The sequence below is a fragment of the Enterobacter cloacae complex sp. 342H5 genome (assembly GCF_050030905.1).
GTDB classification, from domain to species: Bacteria; Pseudomonadota; Gammaproteobacteria; order Enterobacterales; family Enterobacteriaceae; genus Enterobacter; species Enterobacter intestinihominis.
Genome location: NZ_JBLGVB010000001.1, coordinates 3,810,408 through 3,828,167, shown reverse-complemented (window position 1 = coordinate 3,828,167; position 17,760 = coordinate 3,810,408). Strand labels below are relative to the sequence as shown.

The 17,760-nt window shown below is 58.5% G+C and carries 17 protein-coding genes; 10 read left to right on the top strand and 7 right to left on the bottom strand.

Annotated features, from left to right (window positions below):
* Positions 1 to 39: 39 nt before the first annotated feature.
* From ACQG03_RS18275 to ACQG03_RS18255, 5 genes are read left to right on the top strand one after another with little or no spacing between them, the layout of a single operon-like run.
* Complete coding sequence (locus tag ACQG03_RS18275) at positions 40 to 852, top strand: ABC transporter ATP-binding protein (RefSeq protein WP_063163864.1); 813 nt, start codon at positions 40 to 42, stop codon at positions 850 to 852.
* Positions 849 to 1,832: a FecCD family ABC transporter permease gene (locus ACQG03_RS18270; protein ID WP_045307988.1), complete on the top strand. Its 984-nt coding sequence runs from the start codon at positions 849 to 851 to the stop codon at positions 1,830 to 1,832. Before ACQG03_RS18275 ends, ACQG03_RS18270 begins: the two co-directional genes overlap by 4 nt.
* Positions 1,829 to 2,869, top strand: coding sequence for a FecCD family ABC transporter permease (locus tag ACQG03_RS18265; RefSeq protein ID WP_023306963.1), 1,041 nt, complete (start codon positions 1,829 to 1,831; stop codon positions 2,867 to 2,869). The genes ACQG03_RS18270 and ACQG03_RS18265 overlap by 4 nt, the downstream gene beginning before the upstream one ends.
* 9 nt (positions 2,870 to 2,878) lie before the next feature.
* Entirely contained in the window at positions 2,879 to 3,829 is a 951-nt protein-coding gene (locus ACQG03_RS18260) for an iron-siderophore ABC transporter substrate-binding protein (RefSeq protein ID WP_063163865.1), read from the top strand.
* The gene (locus ACQG03_RS18255) at positions 3,826 to 4,701 is read left to right on the top strand and encodes a MurR/RpiR family transcriptional regulator (protein ID WP_015571883.1); all 876 of its coding nucleotides are present in this window, start codon (positions 3,826 to 3,828) and stop codon (positions 4,699 to 4,701) included. Before ACQG03_RS18260 ends, ACQG03_RS18255 begins: the two co-directional genes overlap by 4 nt.
* A 466-nt stretch (positions 4,702 to 5,167) precedes the next feature.
* Here ACQG03_RS18255 and ACQG03_RS18250 read toward each other — a convergent pair whose 3' ends face one another.
* Positions 5,168 to 6,007, bottom strand: coding sequence for an AraC family transcriptional regulator (locus tag ACQG03_RS18250; RefSeq protein ID WP_022649417.1), 840 nt, complete (start codon positions 6,005 to 6,007; stop codon positions 5,168 to 5,170).
* A gap of 166 nt (positions 6,008 to 6,173) precedes the next feature.
* Between ACQG03_RS18250 and ACQG03_RS18245 the strand changes: the two genes are divergently transcribed.
* The 3 genes from ACQG03_RS18245 to ACQG03_RS18235 are packed head-to-tail and all read left to right on the top strand — an operon-like array spanning position 6,174 to position 10,501.
* A complete protein-coding gene (locus ACQG03_RS18245; protein ID WP_063163596.1) occupies positions 6,174 to 7,988 on the top strand; it encodes a DUF2264 domain-containing protein in 1,815 nt (604 codons plus the stop codon).
* A 31-nt stretch (positions 7,989 to 8,019) separates the two neighbouring features.
* Positions 8,020 to 9,285 (top strand): oligosaccharide MFS transporter, encoded by a 1,266-nt coding sequence (locus ACQG03_RS18240; protein WP_022649415.1) that lies wholly within the window; start codon positions 8,020 to 8,022, stop codon positions 9,283 to 9,285.
* 28 nt (positions 9,286 to 9,313) lie between these two features.
* Positions 9,314 to 10,501 carry a glycoside hydrolase family 88 protein gene (locus ACQG03_RS18235; RefSeq protein ID WP_063163595.1) on the top strand — a complete coding sequence of 396 codons (1,188 nt, stop codon included), beginning with the start codon at positions 9,314 to 9,316 and terminating at the stop codon, positions 10,499 to 10,501.
* Between the two features lie 12 nt (positions 10,502 to 10,513).
* On the opposite strand, the gene ACQG03_RS18230 is transcribed toward ACQG03_RS18235, so the two are convergent.
* The 6 genes from ACQG03_RS18230 to qseB form a co-directional block, all read right to left on the bottom strand.
* Positions 10,514 to 11,041, bottom strand: a complete 528-nt coding sequence (locus tag ACQG03_RS18230; protein ID WP_063163594.1) for a hypothetical protein — start codon at positions 11,039 to 11,041, stop codon at positions 10,514 to 10,516.
* 39 nt (positions 11,042 to 11,080) lie between these two features.
* On the bottom strand, positions 11,081 to 11,521 hold the full coding sequence (gene lysM / locus ACQG03_RS18225) for a peptidoglycan-binding protein LysM (RefSeq protein ID WP_022649412.1): 441 nt from the start codon (positions 11,519 to 11,521) through the stop codon (positions 11,081 to 11,083).
* 151 nt (positions 11,522 to 11,672) lie between these two features.
* Positions 11,673 to 11,987, bottom strand: a complete 315-nt coding sequence (locus ACQG03_RS18220; RefSeq protein ID WP_003862506.1) for a putative quinol monooxygenase — start codon at positions 11,985 to 11,987, stop codon at positions 11,673 to 11,675.
* A 30-nt stretch (positions 11,988 to 12,017) separates the two neighbouring features.
* Positions 12,018 to 12,599, bottom strand: a complete 582-nt coding sequence (locus tag ACQG03_RS18215; protein WP_022649411.1) for an NAD(P)H-dependent oxidoreductase — start codon at positions 12,597 to 12,599, stop codon at positions 12,018 to 12,020.
* Between the two features lie 104 nt (positions 12,600 to 12,703).
* A complete protein-coding gene (gene qseC, locus ACQG03_RS18210; protein ID WP_063163593.1) occupies positions 12,704 to 14,053 on the bottom strand; it encodes a quorum sensing histidine kinase QseC in 1,350 nt (449 codons plus the stop codon).
* Positions 14,050 to 14,709: a quorum sensing response regulator transcription factor QseB gene (qseB, locus tag ACQG03_RS18205; RefSeq protein ID WP_022649409.1), complete on the bottom strand. Its 660-nt coding sequence runs from the start codon at positions 14,707 to 14,709 to the stop codon at positions 14,050 to 14,052. Before qseB ends, qseC begins: the two co-directional genes overlap by 4 nt.
* 139 nt (positions 14,710 to 14,848) lie before the next feature.
* Here qseB and ACQG03_RS18200 point away from each other — a divergent pair, with 139 nt between their 5' ends.
* The gene (locus ACQG03_RS18200; RefSeq protein ID WP_022649408.1) at positions 14,849 to 15,250 is read left to right on the top strand and encodes a YgiW/YdeI family stress tolerance OB fold protein; all 402 of its coding nucleotides are present in this window, start codon (positions 14,849 to 14,851) and stop codon (positions 15,248 to 15,250) included.
* A gap of 118 nt (positions 15,251 to 15,368) precedes the next feature.
* On the top strand, positions 15,369 to 17,627 hold the full coding sequence (gene parC, locus ACQG03_RS18195; protein ID WP_023298608.1) for a DNA topoisomerase IV subunit A: 2,259 nt from the start codon (positions 15,369 to 15,371) through the stop codon (positions 17,625 to 17,627).
* Positions 17,628 to 17,760: the final 133 nt, after the last annotated feature.

Here is a 17,760-nt window from a genome sequence, read left to right as displayed (position 1 = left end):
TTTTTATTTGTTGGTTTTTTTTCTTACGTTGGCGTTCACGTGGCTCAATACATCAAAAAGCCGGGACTGGTTCTTGAGAACCTATCCGCGGGTTATCAGAAAAAAATCATCGTTGATGATATCTCCCTTGCGATCCCCCAGCAGAAAATGACTGTTCTGGTGGGCGCAAACGGCTGTGGAAAATCGACGCTGTTAAGTACCCTCGCGCGGCTGCTTCAGCCGCTCGGCGGCAGCGCGGTGCTGGACGGCAAAGCCATCCACTCGCAGCCAACCAAAGCGGTCGCCCGCCAGCTCGGGATCCTGCCGCAGTCTCCGCTGCTTCCAGAAGGGTTAACCGTATTTGAGCTGGTCTCGCGCGGACGTTTCCCCTGGCAGAACGTGATGCGCCAGTGGAGCGAGGAAGACGAGCGGGCCGTGGAGGAGGCGTTACGCCTGACCGGGACGGCAGAGTTTGCCCATCATCTGGTTGAAAGCCTGTCCGGCGGCCAGCGCCAGCGCTGCTGGATCGCCATGGTGCTGGCGCAGCAAACGCCCTACATCCTGCTGGATGAACCCACGACGTACCTCGATCTTCGCTACCAGGTGGAGATCCTCGAACTGCTGCACACGCTGACGCGCCGGCACGGGCGCACCGTGGTGGTGGTTCTGCACGATCTCAACTTCGCCGTGAACTACGGTGATTCGCTGGTCTTTTTACGTCAGGGAAAGGTTGAGGGGGTACTGCATGAGGGCGACGCCTGCACGCCGGAGCTGATCAAAGCGGTGTTTGATGTCGACGTGCATATGTCGGTTAACCCGCTGACCGGCAAGCCGTTCTTTATGCCGTTCCGTCAGGCTGTCGACAAACCATGATGCGCACGTCTGTGGCCTTTATTCTCTTTACGCTGCTGCTTCTGGCAGGCGCGATTGCGCACCTGAGTATCGGGGCGCGCGTTATCGCCCCCCGGACGGTAGTAGACGCATTTTTCCACTTCGACCCGCGCAATTTTGAGCATAGCGTGATCGTCAGGCTGCGCTTGATGCGGCTGTGCGCCGCCCTGGTGACGGGCGCGGCGCTCGGCGTCGCGGGCGTGCTGCTGCAGTCAGTGATCCGCAACCCGCTCGGCGAGCCGCATATCCTGGGGCTAAATGCAGGGGCGGCGCTGGCGGTGGTGCTGACGAGTGCCCTCGGGCTGTCGCTGCCGTTTGGCCGCCCTCTGATAGCCGCAGCCGGCGCCGCCGCGCTCTTTTTGCTGGTGCTAACGTTCTCCTCATCCGGGCGTACCGGTCTCACGCCGATGAAAGTCACGCTGTGCGGCGTGGCGATGTCGGCATTTGCCTCATCGATAACCGCCACGGTGTTGATTCTGGATGAACAGACGCTGCTGGCCATGCGGACCTGGCTTGCGGGGGATGTGGCGGGAGTCATCGGCGAGACGACCGCTAGCGCCGCGGGGGCCGCTGCCGTGGGTTTTGCGCTGGCGCTCTGGCTGTCGCCGTCGCTGAACATGCTGGCGCTGGGGGACAGAATGGCGCAGGGGCTTGGCGTGTCGCTGATGAAAACGCGCCTGCTCGCGCTGCTGGCCATCGCCCTGCTGTGCGGCGCGGCGGTTTCAGTTGCCGGACCGATCGGGTTTATCGGACTCGTGGTGCCGCAGCTGATTCGCCGTCTGGTATCGGTGGACCTGCGCGTGATGGTGCCGCTCTCAGCCCTGTGCGGGGCGCTGGTTCTGCTGATGGCGGATATCGCCGCCCGCACGCTGTTTACGCCGTATGAGCTGGCAACCGGCGTGATGACTGCGCTGGTCGGCGCGCCGGTCTTTATCCTTATGGCGTCAAGGATGTTCAAATGAACCGGGCTGGATTGAGGGCAGTACGATTTTCCTCCTTCTCGGCGCTGGTTCGCCCGAGGGCGCTGCTGTATCTGACCGTTTTAACCCTTGCCGTTTTACTGCTGCTAAGTTTTGGCCTGACGCACGGCTCGCTGCCCATTCCTGCTTCCGCCATCGGACGTGCGCTGTTTTATCCTGAACGTCTGACGGCGGATGCGCATTACATTGTGATGGATATCCGCCTGCCGCGCCTGCTGATGGCGGTGCTGTGCGGCGCGATGCTCGGCATGGCGGGGGCGGCCATGCAGTCCATTACCCGCAACGGCCTTGCTGACCCCGGACTTATCGGCGTGAAAGAGGGCTGTAGCGCGGCGGTGCTGCTGCTGATTTTTCAGTTTCCGGGATTGGGGCCGTACTGGCGTCCACTTATCGGCATGGCCGGTGGGCTGCTGACCGCGCTGCTGGTAGTGGCGCTGGCGCGTGATATCTCGCGCCCGCGATTCATCCTGATCGGCATCGGCGTGTCATGGGCGTTTGCCGCCGCGATGGGGGTCTTTATGACGACCGCCGACGTGCGCGACGTCCAGACGGCGATGCTGTGGCTGGCGGGGAGTCTGCATGCGGCAAGCTGGACGCTGGTCAGCATCGCTGCTGCCTGGACAGTGCCGGCGTTTGCGCTGCTGCTCTTTACCGCGCGCGCCGCAGACGTAGCCTTGCTCGGCAACCACATTGCGACGGGGCTGGGCGTGCGGACTTCACGCCTCGCGCTGCTGCGCGTGTTTGCCCCCGTGGTGCTCACCGCGGCCTGCGTCTCCTGCGTGGGGAGTATCGGCTTTGTCGGGCTGATTGCCCCGCACATGGCGCGCCTGCTGCTGCGCGGAGGGCAAACGGCACTGCTGACGGGAAGTGCCGTACTGGGCGCGCTGCTGGTGCTGCTGGCGGATAACGTCGGGCGGCTGGCATTTCTCCCGTTGCAGCTGCCGGCGGGAATTGTCATTTCACTGATTGGCGGACCGTTTTTCCTGCTGCTGCTCTGGCAGCGTCGGGATCGATTTTAGGGGATAGAAATGCGCGTATTTTTTGCAATGCTGGTGCTGGTGGGTTTTGCTGCAGGAGCCGCAGAGCCAACGCAGACGTTTACTGACGACCTGAACCGCAAAGTGGTGGTGCCGGTTAACCCGAAGCGGATTGTGTCCCTGCACGACCTGGATATCACCATTCCGCTGATCGAGCTTGGCGTACCGCCGGTTGCCAGCCATGGCCGTACCCGACCGGACGGCAGCCATTTTCTGCGCTCCAGCGGCATGCTGACGGGCATCGATTTTGATAATTCCGACATCACATTCATCGGCACCGCCGATATCGATATTGAAGCCATCGCCGCGGCGAAGCCGGATCTTATCATCACCGAGCCGACCCGCAACACGCCGGTCGAACAGCTGGAAAAAATTGCCCCGACGGTGAGTATCGATCACCTCGACGGCGGCGCGCCGGAGATCTACCGCAAGCTGGCGCAGCTTACCGGGACAGAGACGCGGCTGAAGATTCTGGAGCGTCGCTATCAGGAGCAGATCGAGGCGCTAAAGGCGACCATCGATACGAGCAAACTGACCGTCTCGGTGATTCAGGCCAATCAGGGCAAAATCAACGCCATGCACAGCTACCACTCGCTTGGGCGCGTGCTGCGCGACGCAGGGTTCAGGTTCCCGCCGCTGATTGAGAGCATCCCGGAGGGCGGGCGCATCGACGTCAGCGCCGAGCGTCTGCCGGAGCTGGATGCTGATTTTGTCTTTGCAACCTGGCGCGGGGACACCGGCGGAAAACCGCAGGACGAGCTGGCGGCGATGGATGCGGTGATGCCGGGCTGGTGTCAGTTTCTCAACGCCTGCCGAACCGGGCATTACGTGCTCATCTCCCGCGAGGAAGCGATCTCAAATTCATTTGCCTCGCTGGGGCTGATGGCCGCGCAGGTGCAGTCGCAGATAGCGGGCCGTCCGCTGCCGGAGGCCGCAAGATGATCCGAAAAATTGATGTCTACGGCGACCGCCTCCGCTCGCGGGCGCACCAGCTGACGCCGCGCCTGCTGCAGGTGGCGAGCTATATCAATGAAAATCGTGAAGCGGTTATGGAGCAGACGGCAATGGAGATTGCCGCTGTGCTACACACCTCGGACGCCACCGTGGTGCGTGCCATTCAGGCGCTTGGGTTTGGCGGGCTGCGGGATCTCAAGCAGACCCTGGAGCAGTGGTTTGGCCCGGTGGTCACCTCCAGCGAGAAGATGTCCACGACGGTAAACACGCTTACCAGCGACGTCGACGCGAGCATCGATTTTGTGCTGGAAGGCCATCAACACACCTGCGCGGTGTTGTCCGAACCGGGCAACCGCTACGCGATGGCGCAGGCGGTGTCGCTGCTGGCGCAGGCGAGACAGGTCGCTATTTTTGGCATTGGCGCATCCGGCATTCTGGCTGAGTACACCTCGCGACTGTTTAGCCGTATAGGCCTGCCTGCGATCCCGCTCAACCGCACCGGTATTGGCCTCGCCGAACAGCTGATTGCCCTACAGCGCGGTGACGTGCTGGTAATGATGGCGCAAAAATCCGCGCACCGGGAGGGACAGACCACGCTGCGCGAAGCGAAGCGCCTGGGTATTCCCACCATTTTGCTGACCAACGCCACTGACTCGCGCTTTAGCAAAGAGGCAAGCGTAGTGATCCACGTCCCGCGCGGCGGCGAGAAGGGCAAAATCCCGCTGCACGGCACGGTGCTGCTGTGCCTGGAGATGATTATTCTGTCCGTCGCCTCCACCGAGCCGCAGCGCACCATCAAGTCGATGAAGCGCATCAACGAGTTACACCGCGGATTAAAGCCGGGCAAGAAGAGCGGTTGATTTTCCCCCTCTCCCCGTGGGCTGAGGGATCCCCAGTAATTTTTTTATGCAGAAGCAATAAAGTTGCTTTCTAAATGACTGAGGGCTGTCAGCGATGCCCTGGTCCGGCTGTAAATCGCTGAGGCGTTTGCCTTCCGGCCGGGCGAGGCGCAGGGATGCGCCGAGAGGGCGGCTTTACAGGGACGTTGCCTCCGCCCGTACCCGATAAGCCGGAAGGAATAAGCCGAGGGCACCGCGAAGCGGCGATTTACCGCCGGGAGCCCGGGTCGCCAGGGTGGTGGCGACTGAGCCACCCTGGCACGTTCACCGGTCATGTCGTTACAGAGTAGCAAGGAACATAAAGTGAACGGAATGACCACCACCGCCGTATGTTCCCCTCACCCTAACCCTCTCCCCGGAGGGGCGAGGGGATTGTTCAGTGCTCGCATTAATTTGTGGGGAACCCTCAGCCCCGTGGGTGAGGGCGTCAAACCGCACGATGGTTCTTCCGGTACTGCAGCGGCGTCTCGCCAATCCCTTTTTTAAACGCGCTGATAAACCACGTCACGTCGGAAAAACCCGTCTGTGCGGCAATGTCACGCACGCTCGAATCAGTGTGGAGTAAACACTCACACGCCTTACGCAACCTTAGCGTATTCAGGTAGTCGTGAATTTTTTCGCCCGTTTCCGCATGGAATTTTCGCGATACGTAGCTGCGGGATTTACCCAGCTCATTGGCCAGCGCATCCAGACGAAATTTCTCCTGATAATGCTCGTCGAGCCAAAACATCACCTGGCTGGCGATCCCCTGGCTGTTTCCCGGCTCGCCGTCGCGATCGTCGGGCAGCATCGCGAACAGGCCTATCAGCAGGCTGGCGATGCTCTCGCCGTTCATCGGCGGTTTATAGCAGCTAAACAGATGGTCGATATGGTGATGGAAGTGAGCTAAATCGGCGACCCACGCTTCGCCGCCACGGCGTGACAGCCGCTCCAGACGCTGCCGGGTCTGGGGAAAATCCCGCAGGATCTTCAGCACCGCGTGCTGGTCGAGATGAATAATGGTGCGGCGGTAAATTGCCTCCGCCTGTTCGTCCACCATGACCTTGTGCAGCGTAAAAGGCGGGAAGAAAAACAGCCGTCCGGGGCGCATGGTGTAGTGACGATTATCGACAATCGCTACGCCAAAGCCCTCTTCCACATAGAGGATCTCCAGACACTGGTGCCAGTGATGGTAGCGCACGGTATTGGCAAACAGGCGGCTGAACGAGGCCACGGTATCGTTCAGGGCGATCAGTTCCAGAAGATCGGATGTCGGCGTGTCGCGCATAGTGCAATAAAACTCAACTTTTTCCCGTCTGACCGTCTTTATAAACCACCTTTTTAAATTTTCTCAACTGGAGGTTTATTCATCGTTCATGCCTGTGACACGGCTAACATTTCTGCCCCTTGCGGATTCACTATGCTTTGCCGCAGTTGATTACGAGGGCGAACCGATGTGGGCGGCAAACAAAGAAAAATCAAATCCGTTGTCTTCACGCCAGGATGTAGTGGCGTCGTTGAATGCACTTTTACAGGCGCTGGACACGCAATTTCCGGCGAACCGTTCACGATTCTCGCTGGGTGATACCTGCGCCCATTACACAGCGGATATTGCGCAGATGGAGGGACTTTCCCGCGCGCTGTGGGGGCTGTTTCCGCTGATGGCATCCGGCGAAAGCACGCCGTTCAGCGAGAAGTACCTTACTGCCATTAAGCTTGGTACCGACCCGCAAAGCACCGGCTACTGGGGTGAAACCGGCCCGTACGATCAGCGTCTGGTAGAGATGGCGGCCTACGGTCTGGGGCTCGCTCTGCTGGGAGATAAACTCACCGCGCACTTTACCGGGCGCGAGGTGATTAACCTGCACGCGTGGCTCAACCAAATCACCGACGCGCAGATGCCGGACAGCAACTGGAACTATTTTGCCATTATGGTCCAGCTCGGCTTTAAGCGCGCCGGCCTGCCGTACGATCAGGCCGCCATTGACCACCGCTTTGCGCTGATGGACGCATACTATCTCGGCGACGGCTGGTACTCCGACGGTCCCGGCCGCCCGAAAGACTATTACATCTCCATGGCTTTCCATTTTTACGGCCTGATTTACGCCACCCTGAGTGACGACGAGGCGAGGGCGAAGGTGCTGCGCGAGCGCTCGCGTCTGTTCGCGGAAGACTTTATCTACTGGTCCGCCGCCGATGGTGCCTCGGTGCCGTTTGGCCGCAGCCTGACCTACCGCTTTGCCATGGTTGCCTTCTGGAGCGCGGTGGCTTTTTCTCAGCTGGACGTCTTCACCCCGGGTATCGTGAAGGGCATTGTGCTGCGGCATCTGCGCTGGTGGCAGCAGCAGTCGATTGTCGATCGCGACGGTATTCTTACCCTGGGGTTTGCGTATCCGAACCTGGCGATGTGCGAGGATTACAACTCCCCCGGTTCACCGTACTGGGCGCTGAAAACCTACCTGATCCTGGCGCTGCCGGAGGCGCATCCGTTCTGGCAGGCCGACGAGCAGCCGCTGCCCGCGCTTGCTGAAAAACATGTGATCCCGCATGCGCAGCAGATCCTGATGCATTCGAAAGCTTCGCAGCACGTCGTCATGCTCACGGCTGGTCAGCTGGAGCTGAATAACTACGTTAACACCGAAGCGAAATACACCAAATTTGCCTACTCCAGCCGCTTCGGATTCACCATTGAGCGCGGGCGTTTTGGCCTGAAGCATGCCGCCTGCGATTCGATGCTGCTGCTGGCGGACGGAGATGACTATTTCCGTGGTCGTCGCGAGTGCGAAGAGGTTCGGGTAGATGAACATAACATTTTCTCGCGCTGGTCGCCTTGGCGAGACGTGCATATTGCGACCTGGCAGATCCCGTTCGGGGAGTGGCACCTGCGCCTGCACCGCATCAACAGCGCGCGCACTCTGCAAACCGTCGAGGGCGGCTTTGCGGTGATGAAAACCGCCCACCAGGTGCGCGATCGCGGTTGTTATCTGATGGCTGAAAACGGCAGCAGCGTCATTGTCGATCTTTCGCCGGTCATTCACCGCCAGCCAGACAGCATCGTCACGCCGCCGAACAGCAGCATTATGTTTGCGGAGTGCGCTTCCATTCCGTTGTTAAAGGCCGACCTCCCGCAAGGGGAAAGCTGGCTCTGTTGCGCCGTTCTGGCTGGCGGAAAACAGCCCGTTGCGGCGACGCCGCAGCTGAATATAACCCATAGCCGGGTCGTCATTAGCGAACCCGGAAGCGAACGTAAGCTGTCGTTCACATTATAAAAATCTGGCCCTACACGTCGGCGAGGATGATATGAAAAGCACATCGACAACTAACAGAACTGAATATTACAAAATCAGTAGCTTTATCTTTCTCTATTTCTTTACCTGGTCTGCCAGTATTGGACTGCTGGCGATCTGGCTTGGCCAGAAAGCCAATCTCAGCGGCTCGGTGATTGGAACCGTTTTTGCGGTGAACGGGATATTCTCCGTTATTCTTAAACCGATCTACGGCTATATTCTCGATAAGATCGGCATGAGCAAATACCTGCTCTATTTTGTGGTGATCATGTCGGCCCTGATGGCGCCGTTCTTTATTTACGTATACCAGCCGCTGTTAATGTCTAATACCCTGCTGGGGATTATTATCGGCGCGCTCTATTTAAGCTTTGCCTGGTACGCGGGTGTGGCGGCGTGCGAATCGTATTCCGACCGCTTTAGCCGATTAAACGGCATGGAATTCGGGCAAATTCGCATGTGGGGTTCGCTCGGCTGGGCGGTGGCATCGTCCTTCTCCGGCCTGCTGTTTAACCTCTCACCGGCGTATAACTTTATTCTCGGCAGCGTGGCATCGGTGGTGATGCTGATCGTCCTGCTGAGCCTGAAAGTGAACACTAACTCCATTCACGCGGGCGAGGTGCTGACGAAAGAGAAAATCGCCCCGTCAGACGTTTACGCCCTGCTGCGAAACCGCAAATTCTGGGCCTTCTGCCTGTACGTGGCGGGCGTGGCGTGGATGATGTTTATCGCCGAGCAGCAGTTCTCGCGCTATTTCGTCACCTTCTTCGATGATATTCATGAGGGCAACGCGGTATTCGGTTATCTCGGGACCGTGCAGTCGGGCATGGAATTTGTCATGTATATGGTGGTCCCGCTGTTTGTGAACTTTATTGGCGCCAAACGCGGGCTATTAATTGTCGGGCTGGTGGTCGGGGCGCGTTTGATTATTTCCGGCATGTGTGATTCTCACCTGTTAATTTCAGTGCTTAAGCCGCTGTACGGTCTGGAAATTTGTCTCCTGCTGGTGTCGGTATTTAAATATATCGCCGAGCATTTCGACAAGCGCGTCAATGCCACCATGTATTTACTCGGCTATCAGGCGATGCTGTACGTTGGCAACGTGGTGGTCTCTTCCCCTGCCGGCTATATGTATGACCGTATTGGCTTTGAGCACACCTATATCATCATGGGCGCAACGGCGCTGACCTTTACCCTTATTTCTGCTTTTACGTTATCCGCCTGTCAGAGCAAATGGCGCGGGGCTCGTGCGCTGAACGTAGCAGAAACGTCAACACGATAAATTACGCCGTCAAAGAAGGAACCGAAATATGTTAAGTCGTATCAAAGAAGAACGTCTGCCTGTTATCGCTGCGCCCGTTGACTCCCGCGCATTCAGCGATGAACTGAATTCGGCGCGCAGCCACGTTCTGGACCTGATTAGCCGTCATTTAACGGAGTTCGGCGACAAATTCCCGGCGGAAACCTGCCAGAACGGTTTTTATCCGCTGACTGACAACGTGGAGTGGACCACCAGCTTCTGGACCGGGCAGCTATGGCTGGCATGGGAGATGAGCGGCGAGGAAAAATTCCGCGCGATGGCGGAAAAACACGTGCGCTCGTTTGGCCTGCGCATCGCCGGGCGCAACGACACCAACACCCACGATTTAGGCTTCCTCTACACGCTCTCCTGCGTAGCCGCGTGGCGGCTGACCGGAAATCGCGAGGCGCGCGGCTTCTCGCTGCTGGCGGCGGAAGCTCTGCTGGAACGCTTCCACGAGAAAGCGAAGATCATCCAGGCGTGGGGCGATCTCTCCGATCCGGACCAGGCCGGGCGGATGATCATCGACTGTAACATGAACCTGCCGCTGCTCTACTGGGCAACGGAGCAGACGGGCGATCCGCGCTTTGCCGACGCCGCAAAAACGCACGTCATGCAGGCGGCGACGTACCTCATTCGTGACGATGCCTCCACCTTCCACACCTACTATATGGATGTGACAACCGGCGCACCGCGCTACGGCAACACCCAGCAGGGCTACGCCGACGACTCCTGCTGGTCACGCGGGCAGGCGTGGGGAATTTACGGCTTCCTGCTGAGCTATATCTATACCGGCGACGAGACGATGATCGCCCTGTCAAAACGGCTGGCGAACTACTTCCTCAATCGCCTGCCCGACGACTACGTCTGCCACTGGGATCTGGCGCTGGTGGGCACCGACGCGCTGCGTGACTCTTCCTCGGCGGCGATTGCGGTATGTGGGCTGCTGGAGCTGGTGAAACACCTGCCCGTCACGGATCCGGATCGCGAGCACTATATGGAGTGGGCTAAAGGCATTATGTCGTCACTGACGAAACACTATCTGATGGGGAGAGAAGAAAAGGGCAACGGGCTGCTTAAACACTCGGTTTACCACCTCGGGAGCAACAAAGGCGTGGATGAGTGCGCAAGCTGGGGAGATTACTTCTACGTTGAGGCGCTGGTGCGTTTCACCCGGAGCTGGAAACTGTACTGGTAACTGGCCGGGGGATTACCATCCAAGCACGTCTTTAATGACGCGCCGGTAGGGCGTATCAAGCTGGGCAGGCACGCGGCAAATATAGTCCCGCGCATGGCTGCGGGTCTCTCCGCTGAGGCCGTCGAGATAAGCGATGGCTTCGTCCACGGCAGGAACCCTGCCTTCCTGTGACGCGCTTCTCGGCGGGAGCCCGGTCCAGATGATCGCTTCAATACCTTTCTCCCTGGCCCATGTTGTCAGGATACCCGTGTCGCGTCCGGTGATTAGCAGCGAGCCAATACCATCGCAGCGATCCTCGGGAATGGCTTCGCGCTCACGCAAAGCGCGGCAGGCCACGCTCAACGTTGTGGCCTCCAGCCATGCCCAAAGCACCGGCACGACAGGGGCATTCATACAGATGGCGGTCGCCAGTTCACCGCCATCGCTGACCCGACAGAACTCGACGGGCAAAGAAGGCCCGTCGGTCTGCCACTCACCGGCTACCGGTAACGCGCCGCTTTTCCAGATTAACGAACCCCAGCCAAGACAAGCTATTTTCATTCTGTTCCTCTGCGCGACGTGAACCGACTGTTTTAGACGTTATGCTTTAGGAATACGCAGCGTCTGGCCGGGATAGATTTTATCGGGGCTGGAGAGCATAGGGCGGTTAGCCTCAAAAATCTTGTTGTACTGGTTAGCATCGCCGTACACGGTTTTAGAGATCGCGCTCAGGGTATCGCCGGATTTCACCGTATAGTAAGTAGCTTCATCTTTGGCATCTGTCGCGGTGATGTTGTTCTCCACCTCGCTGACGCCTGCGATGTTGCCGACGGCGACCTGGATTTTTTCTTTCTGCTCCTGCGTCAGCCCGTCGCCCGTCACGCTGGCTTTGCCGTCGGTGACGTCAACCTGAACCTTATCGGAACCGGGAATGTTGAGTTTCTTGAGGTGTTCGGTGATTTTGTCGCTCTGACCCTTATGATCGGTCAGATTGTCCCACAGCTTTTCGCCTGCTTCTTTTACGAAATTAAAAAGACCCATTCCATCCTCCTGTTTAACATGAAGTCAGAATAAGCATAGCAGTTGAGTGTTAAGGTGATAAAAAAAGCCCGGTGGCGTTAACGCTTACCGGGCCTGGGAGGGAAGTTGTAGGCCGGGTAAACGCAGTGCCACCCGGTAAATTTCACAGAACTTAAACCCCTTGCTCCAGAATACGAATATGGGTTTCCAGAACGTCCCCTTTCACCGCGTCGCTCCACGCTTTCATATGCGCGGTCTGCAAATGCGCTTCAAGGTGCGCGACGGTTTCCCACTGCTCAACCATGATGATCGAGTCTGGCGCGGTCGCCTGGAAGCTTGCGCTGGTGGCGGCGTCCACCATTGGCGCGTAGCCGTGGCAGCCTTCTTCTTTCAGTACGGTCGGGATGATCTTTGCGAACTCATCCAGCACCGCCTGGCGGTGATGTTGGCCAGGACGCGTACGGATTTCAGCAATAACGGTAAGCATAATTAACTCCTTCTAATTCCAGGCTACCAGTTAAGCAAAAATTTCCGCGAGATGCTTGCGATATTCTGCGATATAGCGTGGGACGTCCGGCATTTTAATTACGTCATTGACGATAAAGGTCGGCAGCGGCTCCATAGCCAGGAACTGATTCGCCTTGTGGAATGGCAGATACGCGCCGTCTACGCCTACGCCTTCAAAGAACTGATCTTGCTCGGTGAACGCTTCAAGCGGGGCATTCCAGGTCAGGGAGAGCATGTATTTCTTGCCCTGCAACAGGCCGCCGGAACCGTATTTTTTAGACGCGTCTGAGCGGGTGCGGCCGTCGCTGGCATACAGCGAACCGTGACCTTCGGTAAACACATCGTCCATGTATTTTTTCACGGTCCACGGTGCGCCCATCCACCAGCCCGGCATCTGCCAGATAACCACGTCGGCCCACAGGAAGTTCTGCACTTCGGCCTTCACGTCGTAATCGCTGTCCGCGCGCACAACCTTAACATCATGTCCGGCGTCGCGCAGGAAACCATCCGCGACCTCGGTCAGGGTGTCATTGAGCTGGCCTTTAGAGTGCGCAAATTCTTTCGCGCCGTTGATAATCAGAATGTTGCTCATTATTTGTCCTCGATGCTGAGAGTATGCCAGGTATTCTACGCGCGAGGACGGAGCGGAAAAATAAGCAAAATGTGCAAAGTCTTTTGCGCTCATCGCAATAATGGCTACCAGCTGACGGTCACCTCAAAGCCCCCTTCAGGCGCATTGCCCAGCGAGACGCGCATCCCGTGTAACGCCGCGATGCGCTTCACGATAGACAACCCCAGACCGCTGCCGGTGGCGTCCTGGCCCGGTGGACGATAAAAGCGCTCGCCGAGACGCGCCAGCGCATCGGTTGAAATGCCCGGGCCGTTGTCGCGCACGGTAAAGCTTTGGGTGTTCAGCGTCACGTCCACCACGCTGCCGCGCGGGCTGTAACGAACGGCGTTGTCCAGCAGGTTACGCGCCAGCAGGCTCAGCAATAGCGGCTGTCCGTGACGCATCACCTCGGGCGTGTTGACGTTGAGCCGAATATCAATGCCCGCCTGCTGCGCCGGATGCCAGATATCCAGCACCGCGGATTGCAGCAAATCGGCCATCATCACGGGTTCGACGTCATCAAGATTATCCAGTGAATCCAGGCGCGACAGGGTGAGAAGCTGATCCACCAGCCGGGAGGCGCGGTCGATGCCCGCATGCAGCTGCCCCAGCGCTTTAGACTGCGCCCCGGGATCGTCAAGGGAAAGCTGCGCCACGTCGGTTTGCACCTTCAGCGCGGCAAGCGGGCTGCGCAACTCATGAGCGGCATCCGAGGTGAAGCGGCGCTCGCGGGCCATCATCTCCTGCGTACGGGCGAAAAGATGGTTAAGCGCATCAAGCAGCGGGCGAACCTCCGTCGGCACGCCGTGGGTGGGCAGCGTATCGGTCGCATCCGGCGAGCGTGAACGCAGGGTCTGCGCCAGGTTTTTCAGCGGTTTCAGTTCCCGGCTCAGCAGGACAATCAGCAACAGCAGCATTACGGGCAGCGCCACCAGCCACGGCGTCAGCTGCGAGCTGACCACGTCCAGCGCCATATCTTGTCGGTACTCCCACTCCTGGCCAACCACCACGCGGTATTTCCCGTCCGGGGAGGTCAGCCACAGGAAACGCCATTCGTCGTTGTCATCCTGCAACCGACCGTCATCAAATCCGTCCCGGCGGTAGTGATAAGATATGTCGCGCCCGTTCTCACCGTCGTTAAGCACCATGCTGCCGTCTGCGGTGAAGATTGCGAAGGCCAGCGCATCGTCGTCAAGATGGCCGTGTTTGGCTTTTTTCGGCACCTCGCGCATGCGTTCCGGGGCGCGGAGTTCGTCCACGTCCATCGTCAGCAGCCGTTTGGCAAACAGCATCTGCTGGGTATCGAACAGCTTATCGAGCTTGTCGGTCGTCTGGTGCCAGGCCACCACGCTTGCGGCAAACCAGGCCGCCAGGGACAGCAGCAAAAAGAGGAGCGTCAGGCGCAGCTTCAGGCTCAGGCGTTGGGTCAGTTTCATGCGTCACCCAGGGTATAACCGATGCCGTGCACGGTGCGGATAAATTCGCTGCCGAGCTTGCGGCGTAAATGATGAACGTGGACTTCGACGGCGTTGCTGGAGACGTCATCATCCCAGTTGTAGAGTTTCTCTTCGATGGCCTTGCGCGGCAGCACGCGGCCCGCGTTGCGCATCAGCAGTTCCAGCAGGGCGAACTCTTTGGGTTTGAGCACCAGCGTTTCGCCCTCCAGCGTGGCGACAAGACTTGCCGGATCGAGCGTGACCTTGCCGTGACGCAGCTCGCTGCGCGCCTGCCCGTGGCTGCGGCGCACCAGCGCTTCGAGGCGGGCTGCCACTTCAATCAGCGCGAACGGCTTACACAGGTAATCATCCGCCCCCAGGCGTAACCCTTCGACGCGCTGATTCAGCGCATCCCGCGCGGTGAGGATCAGCACCGGTTCGCTCTTACCGCTTTCGCGCCAGGCGCGCAGGATCTCAAGCCCGTCGATTTCCGGCAGCGTCAGGTCCAGCACCACGGCATCGTACGGCGCGGTGTACAGGGCCGCCTGCCCGGTTTTACCGTCGGTAAACCAGTCCACGTTAAAGCCCATTTTGCTTAAGCCCGCTTTGATGCCATCGCCGATGAGCTTGTCGTCTTCTACCAGTAAAATGCGCATATTTCCTCCTTGATGCCGTCAGTAAACCTTCTGCAAGCGCCTGCTGTACAGTAAAAATAAATAAATTTTCCCCTTAAGAAGTTGTTAAGGTTTACCCTGTTTAATGGATTGTGAAACGACATTAAAGGGAGAGATTAAGATGAAAAAATACGCTGCAATTGCTGCCATTATGATGATGACCACTGCCCCTGTTTTTGCTGCACAGGGTGGCTTCTCTGGCCCATCTGCGACACAGACCCAGACGCAAACCCAGCAGGGTGGCTTTGTCGATAATAACGCCAACCTCACTACCGCGGCTAAAGTCAAAGATATGAAGGACGACAGCTGGGTGAAGCTGCGCGGTAATATTACCGAGCGCCTGTCCGATGACCGTTACACCTTCCGCGATGAAAGCGGCACGGTGGTGGTGGAGATCGACCACAAGCGCTGGAACGGCGTGACGGTGACGCCACAGGATAAAGTCGAACTCCAGGGTAAAATCGATAAAGACTGGAACGAGTTTGAAATCGACGTGAAGCAGGTTATCAAGCTGAACAAATAACCCGGAAAGGGCCGCATGAGCGGCCCTTTTTCTTTGTGACTCAACTCGCCAGATGAGGTAGTATCTGCGGCAATATTGCCTGAAACCCATCGGTTTCTGAGTTGAGGAATCACACGTAATGAGCGATATGGCAGAGCGCCTCGCGCTACATGAATTCACGGAAAACGCCTACCTGAACTACTCCATGTACGTCATCATGGACAGGGCGTTGCCGTTTATCGGGGATGGCCTGAAGCCCGTTCAGCGCCGCATCGTCTATGCGATGTCCGAACTGGGGCTGAATGCGACCGCCAAGTTCAAGAAATCCGCCCGTACCGTCGGCGACGTGCTGGGGAAATACCATCCGCACGGTGACAGCGCCTGCTATGAAGCGATGGTGCTGATGGCCCAGCCGTTCTCTTACCGCTATCCGCTGGTGGATGGCCAGGGGAACTGGGGGGCGCCGGACGATCCGAAATCCTTCGCGGCAATGCGTTATACCGAATCCCGTCTGTCTAAATATGCCGAAGTGCTGTTGGGCGAGCTGGGGCAGGGTACGGTCGACTGGGTGCCAAACTTCGACGGTACGATGCAGGAGCCGAAAATGCTGCCTGCGCGTCTGCCGAACATCCTGCTGAACGGCACGACCGGTATCGCCGTGGGCATGGCGACGGACATTCCGCCGCACAACCTGCGTGAAGTGGCGAAAGCCGCCATCACCCTGATTGAGCAGCCAAAAACCTCGCTGGACGATCTGCTGGATATCGTGCAGGGGCCGGACTATCCGACCGAAGCCGAGATCATCACCTCGCGTGCGGAAATCCGTAAAATCTACCAGAACGGCCGCGGCTCCGTGCGCATGCGCGCGGTATGGACCAAAGAGGATGGCGCCGTGGTGATCACCGCGCTGCCGCACCAGGTCTCCGGCGCGAAGGTGCTGGAGCAGATTGCCTCCCAGATGCGCAATAAAAAGCTGCCGATGGTGGACGACCTGCGCGACGAATCGGACCACGAAAACCCGACCCGTCTGGTGATCGTGCCGCGCTCTAACCGCGTGGATATGGAGCAGGTGATGAACCACCTGTTCGCCACTACCGATCTGGAAAAAAGCTACCGCATCAACCTGAACATGATTGGTCTGGACGGTCGTCCGGCGGTGAAAAACCTGCTGGAGATCCTCACCGAATGGCTGGCCTTCCGCCGCGATACGGTGCGCCGCCGTCTGAACCATCGCCTGGAGAAAGTGCTTAAGCGCCTGCATATCCTCGAAGGTTTGCTGGTGGCGTTCCTCAACATTGACGAAGTGATTGAGATCATTCGTACCGAGGACGAACCTAAGCCTGCCCTGATGTCGCGCTTTGGCATCAGCGAAACCCAGGCTGAAGCGATCCTCGAACTGAAGCTGCGCCATCTCGCTAAGCTGGAAGAGATGAAGATCCGCGGCGAGCAGAACGAGCTGGAAAAAGAGCGCGATCAGCTTCAGGCGATTCTGGCGTCCGAGCGCAAGATGAACACCCTGCTGAAGAAAGAGCTGCAGGCCGATGCCGACGCCTTTGGCGACGACCGTCGTTCTCCGCTGCATGAGCGCGAAGAAGCGAAGGCGATGAACGAGCACGACATGCTGCCGTCCGAGCCGGTGACCATCGTGCTTTCCCAGAGCGGCTGGGTGCGTAGCGCCAAAGGCCACGATATCGACGCGCCGGGTCTGAGCTACAAGTCCGGTGACAGCTTCAAGGCGGCGGTGAAGGGCAAGAGCAACCAGCCGGTGGCGTTTATCGACTCCACGGGCCGTAGCTACGCCATTGATCCGATCACGCTGCCATCCGCGCGCGGGCAGGGCGAACCGCTGACGGGCAAGCTGACGCTGCCGCCGGGCGCCACGGTTGACCATATGCTGATGGAAGCCGACGATCAAAAACTGCTGATGGCGTCTGATGCTGGCTACGGCTTTATCTGCACCTTTAACGATCTGGTATCGCGTAACCGCGCCGGTAAAGCGCTGATCAGCCTGCCGGATAACGCCCACGTCATGCCACCGCTGATCATCGAGAACGAAAGCGATATGCTGCTGGCGATCACCGCTGCCGGACGCATGCTGATGTTCCCGGTCAGCGATCTGCCGGAGCTGTCGAAAGGTAAGGGCAACAAGATCATCAGTATCCCGTCAGCGGAAGCGGCAAAAGGCGAAGATAGCCTGGCGCATCTCTTCCTGCTGCCGCCGCAGAGCACGCTGACCATTCATGTCGGCAAACGTAAGATCAAACTGCGTCCGGAAGAGTTGCAGAAGGTGGTTGGCGAGCGCGGACGTCGCGGCTCACTGATGCGTGGCCTGCAGCGCATCGACCGCGTGGAGATCGACTCGCCGGCGCGCAGCAAAGCGGACGACAGCGAAGAGTAACCTGTTTCATCCCCCCCTCTTTCCGGAGGGGGATTACCATAAAATTTCCCGTAAAAACGTTGTTAATTCGTGCGTTGCGATTAACAATACGCGCTCGTAATAAAGTCCTTACCTGGCCACAGGTGAAGTATAA

Coding starts and splice junctions, on each gene's coding strand:
- ACQG03_RS18215 (WP_022649411.1), bottom strand. CDS start 12,599: ATGAGCAACATTCTGATTATCAACGGCGCGAAAGAATTTGCGCACTCT.
- parC (WP_023298608.1), top strand. CDS start 15,369: ATGAGCGATATGGCAGAGCGCCTCGCGCTACATGAATTCACGGAAAAC.
- ACQG03_RS18265 (WP_023306963.1), top strand. CDS start 1,829: ATGAACCGGGCTGGATTGAGGGCAGTACGATTTTCCTCCTTCTCGGCG.
- ACQG03_RS18200 (WP_022649408.1), top strand. CDS start 14,849: ATGAAAAAATACGCTGCAATTGCTGCCATTATGATGATGACCACTGCC.
- ACQG03_RS18255 (WP_015571883.1), top strand. CDS start 3,826: ATGATCCGAAAAATTGATGTCTACGGCGACCGCCTCCGCTCGCGGGCG.
- ACQG03_RS18220 (WP_003862506.1), bottom strand. CDS start 11,987: ATGCTTACCGTTATTGCTGAAATCCGTACGCGTCCTGGCCAACATCAC.
- ACQG03_RS18245 (WP_063163596.1), top strand. CDS start 6,174: ATGTGGGCGGCAAACAAAGAAAAATCAAATCCGTTGTCTTCACGCCAG.
- qseC (WP_063163593.1), bottom strand. CDS start 14,053: ATGAAACTGACCCAACGCCTGAGCCTGAAGCTGCGCCTGACGCTCCTC.
- lysM (WP_022649412.1), bottom strand. CDS start 11,521: ATGGGTCTTTTTAATTTCGTAAAAGAAGCAGGCGAAAAGCTGTGGGAC.
- ACQG03_RS18270 (WP_045307988.1), top strand. CDS start 849: ATGATGCGCACGTCTGTGGCCTTTATTCTCTTTACGCTGCTGCTTCTG.
- ACQG03_RS18230 (WP_063163594.1), bottom strand. CDS start 11,041: ATGAAAATAGCTTGTCTTGGCTGGGGTTCGTTAATCTGGAAAAGCGGC.
- qseB (WP_022649409.1), bottom strand. CDS start 14,709: ATGCGCATTTTACTGGTAGAAGACGACAAGCTCATCGGCGATGGCATC.
- ACQG03_RS18240 (WP_022649415.1), top strand. CDS start 8,020: ATGAAAAGCACATCGACAACTAACAGAACTGAATATTACAAAATCAGT.
- ACQG03_RS18235 (WP_063163595.1), top strand. CDS start 9,314: ATGTTAAGTCGTATCAAAGAAGAACGTCTGCCTGTTATCGCTGCGCCC.
- ACQG03_RS18260 (WP_063163865.1), top strand. CDS start 2,879: ATGCGCGTATTTTTTGCAATGCTGGTGCTGGTGGGTTTTGCTGCAGGA.
- ACQG03_RS18250 (WP_022649417.1), bottom strand. CDS start 6,007: ATGCGCGACACGCCGACATCCGATCTTCTGGAACTGATCGCCCTGAAC.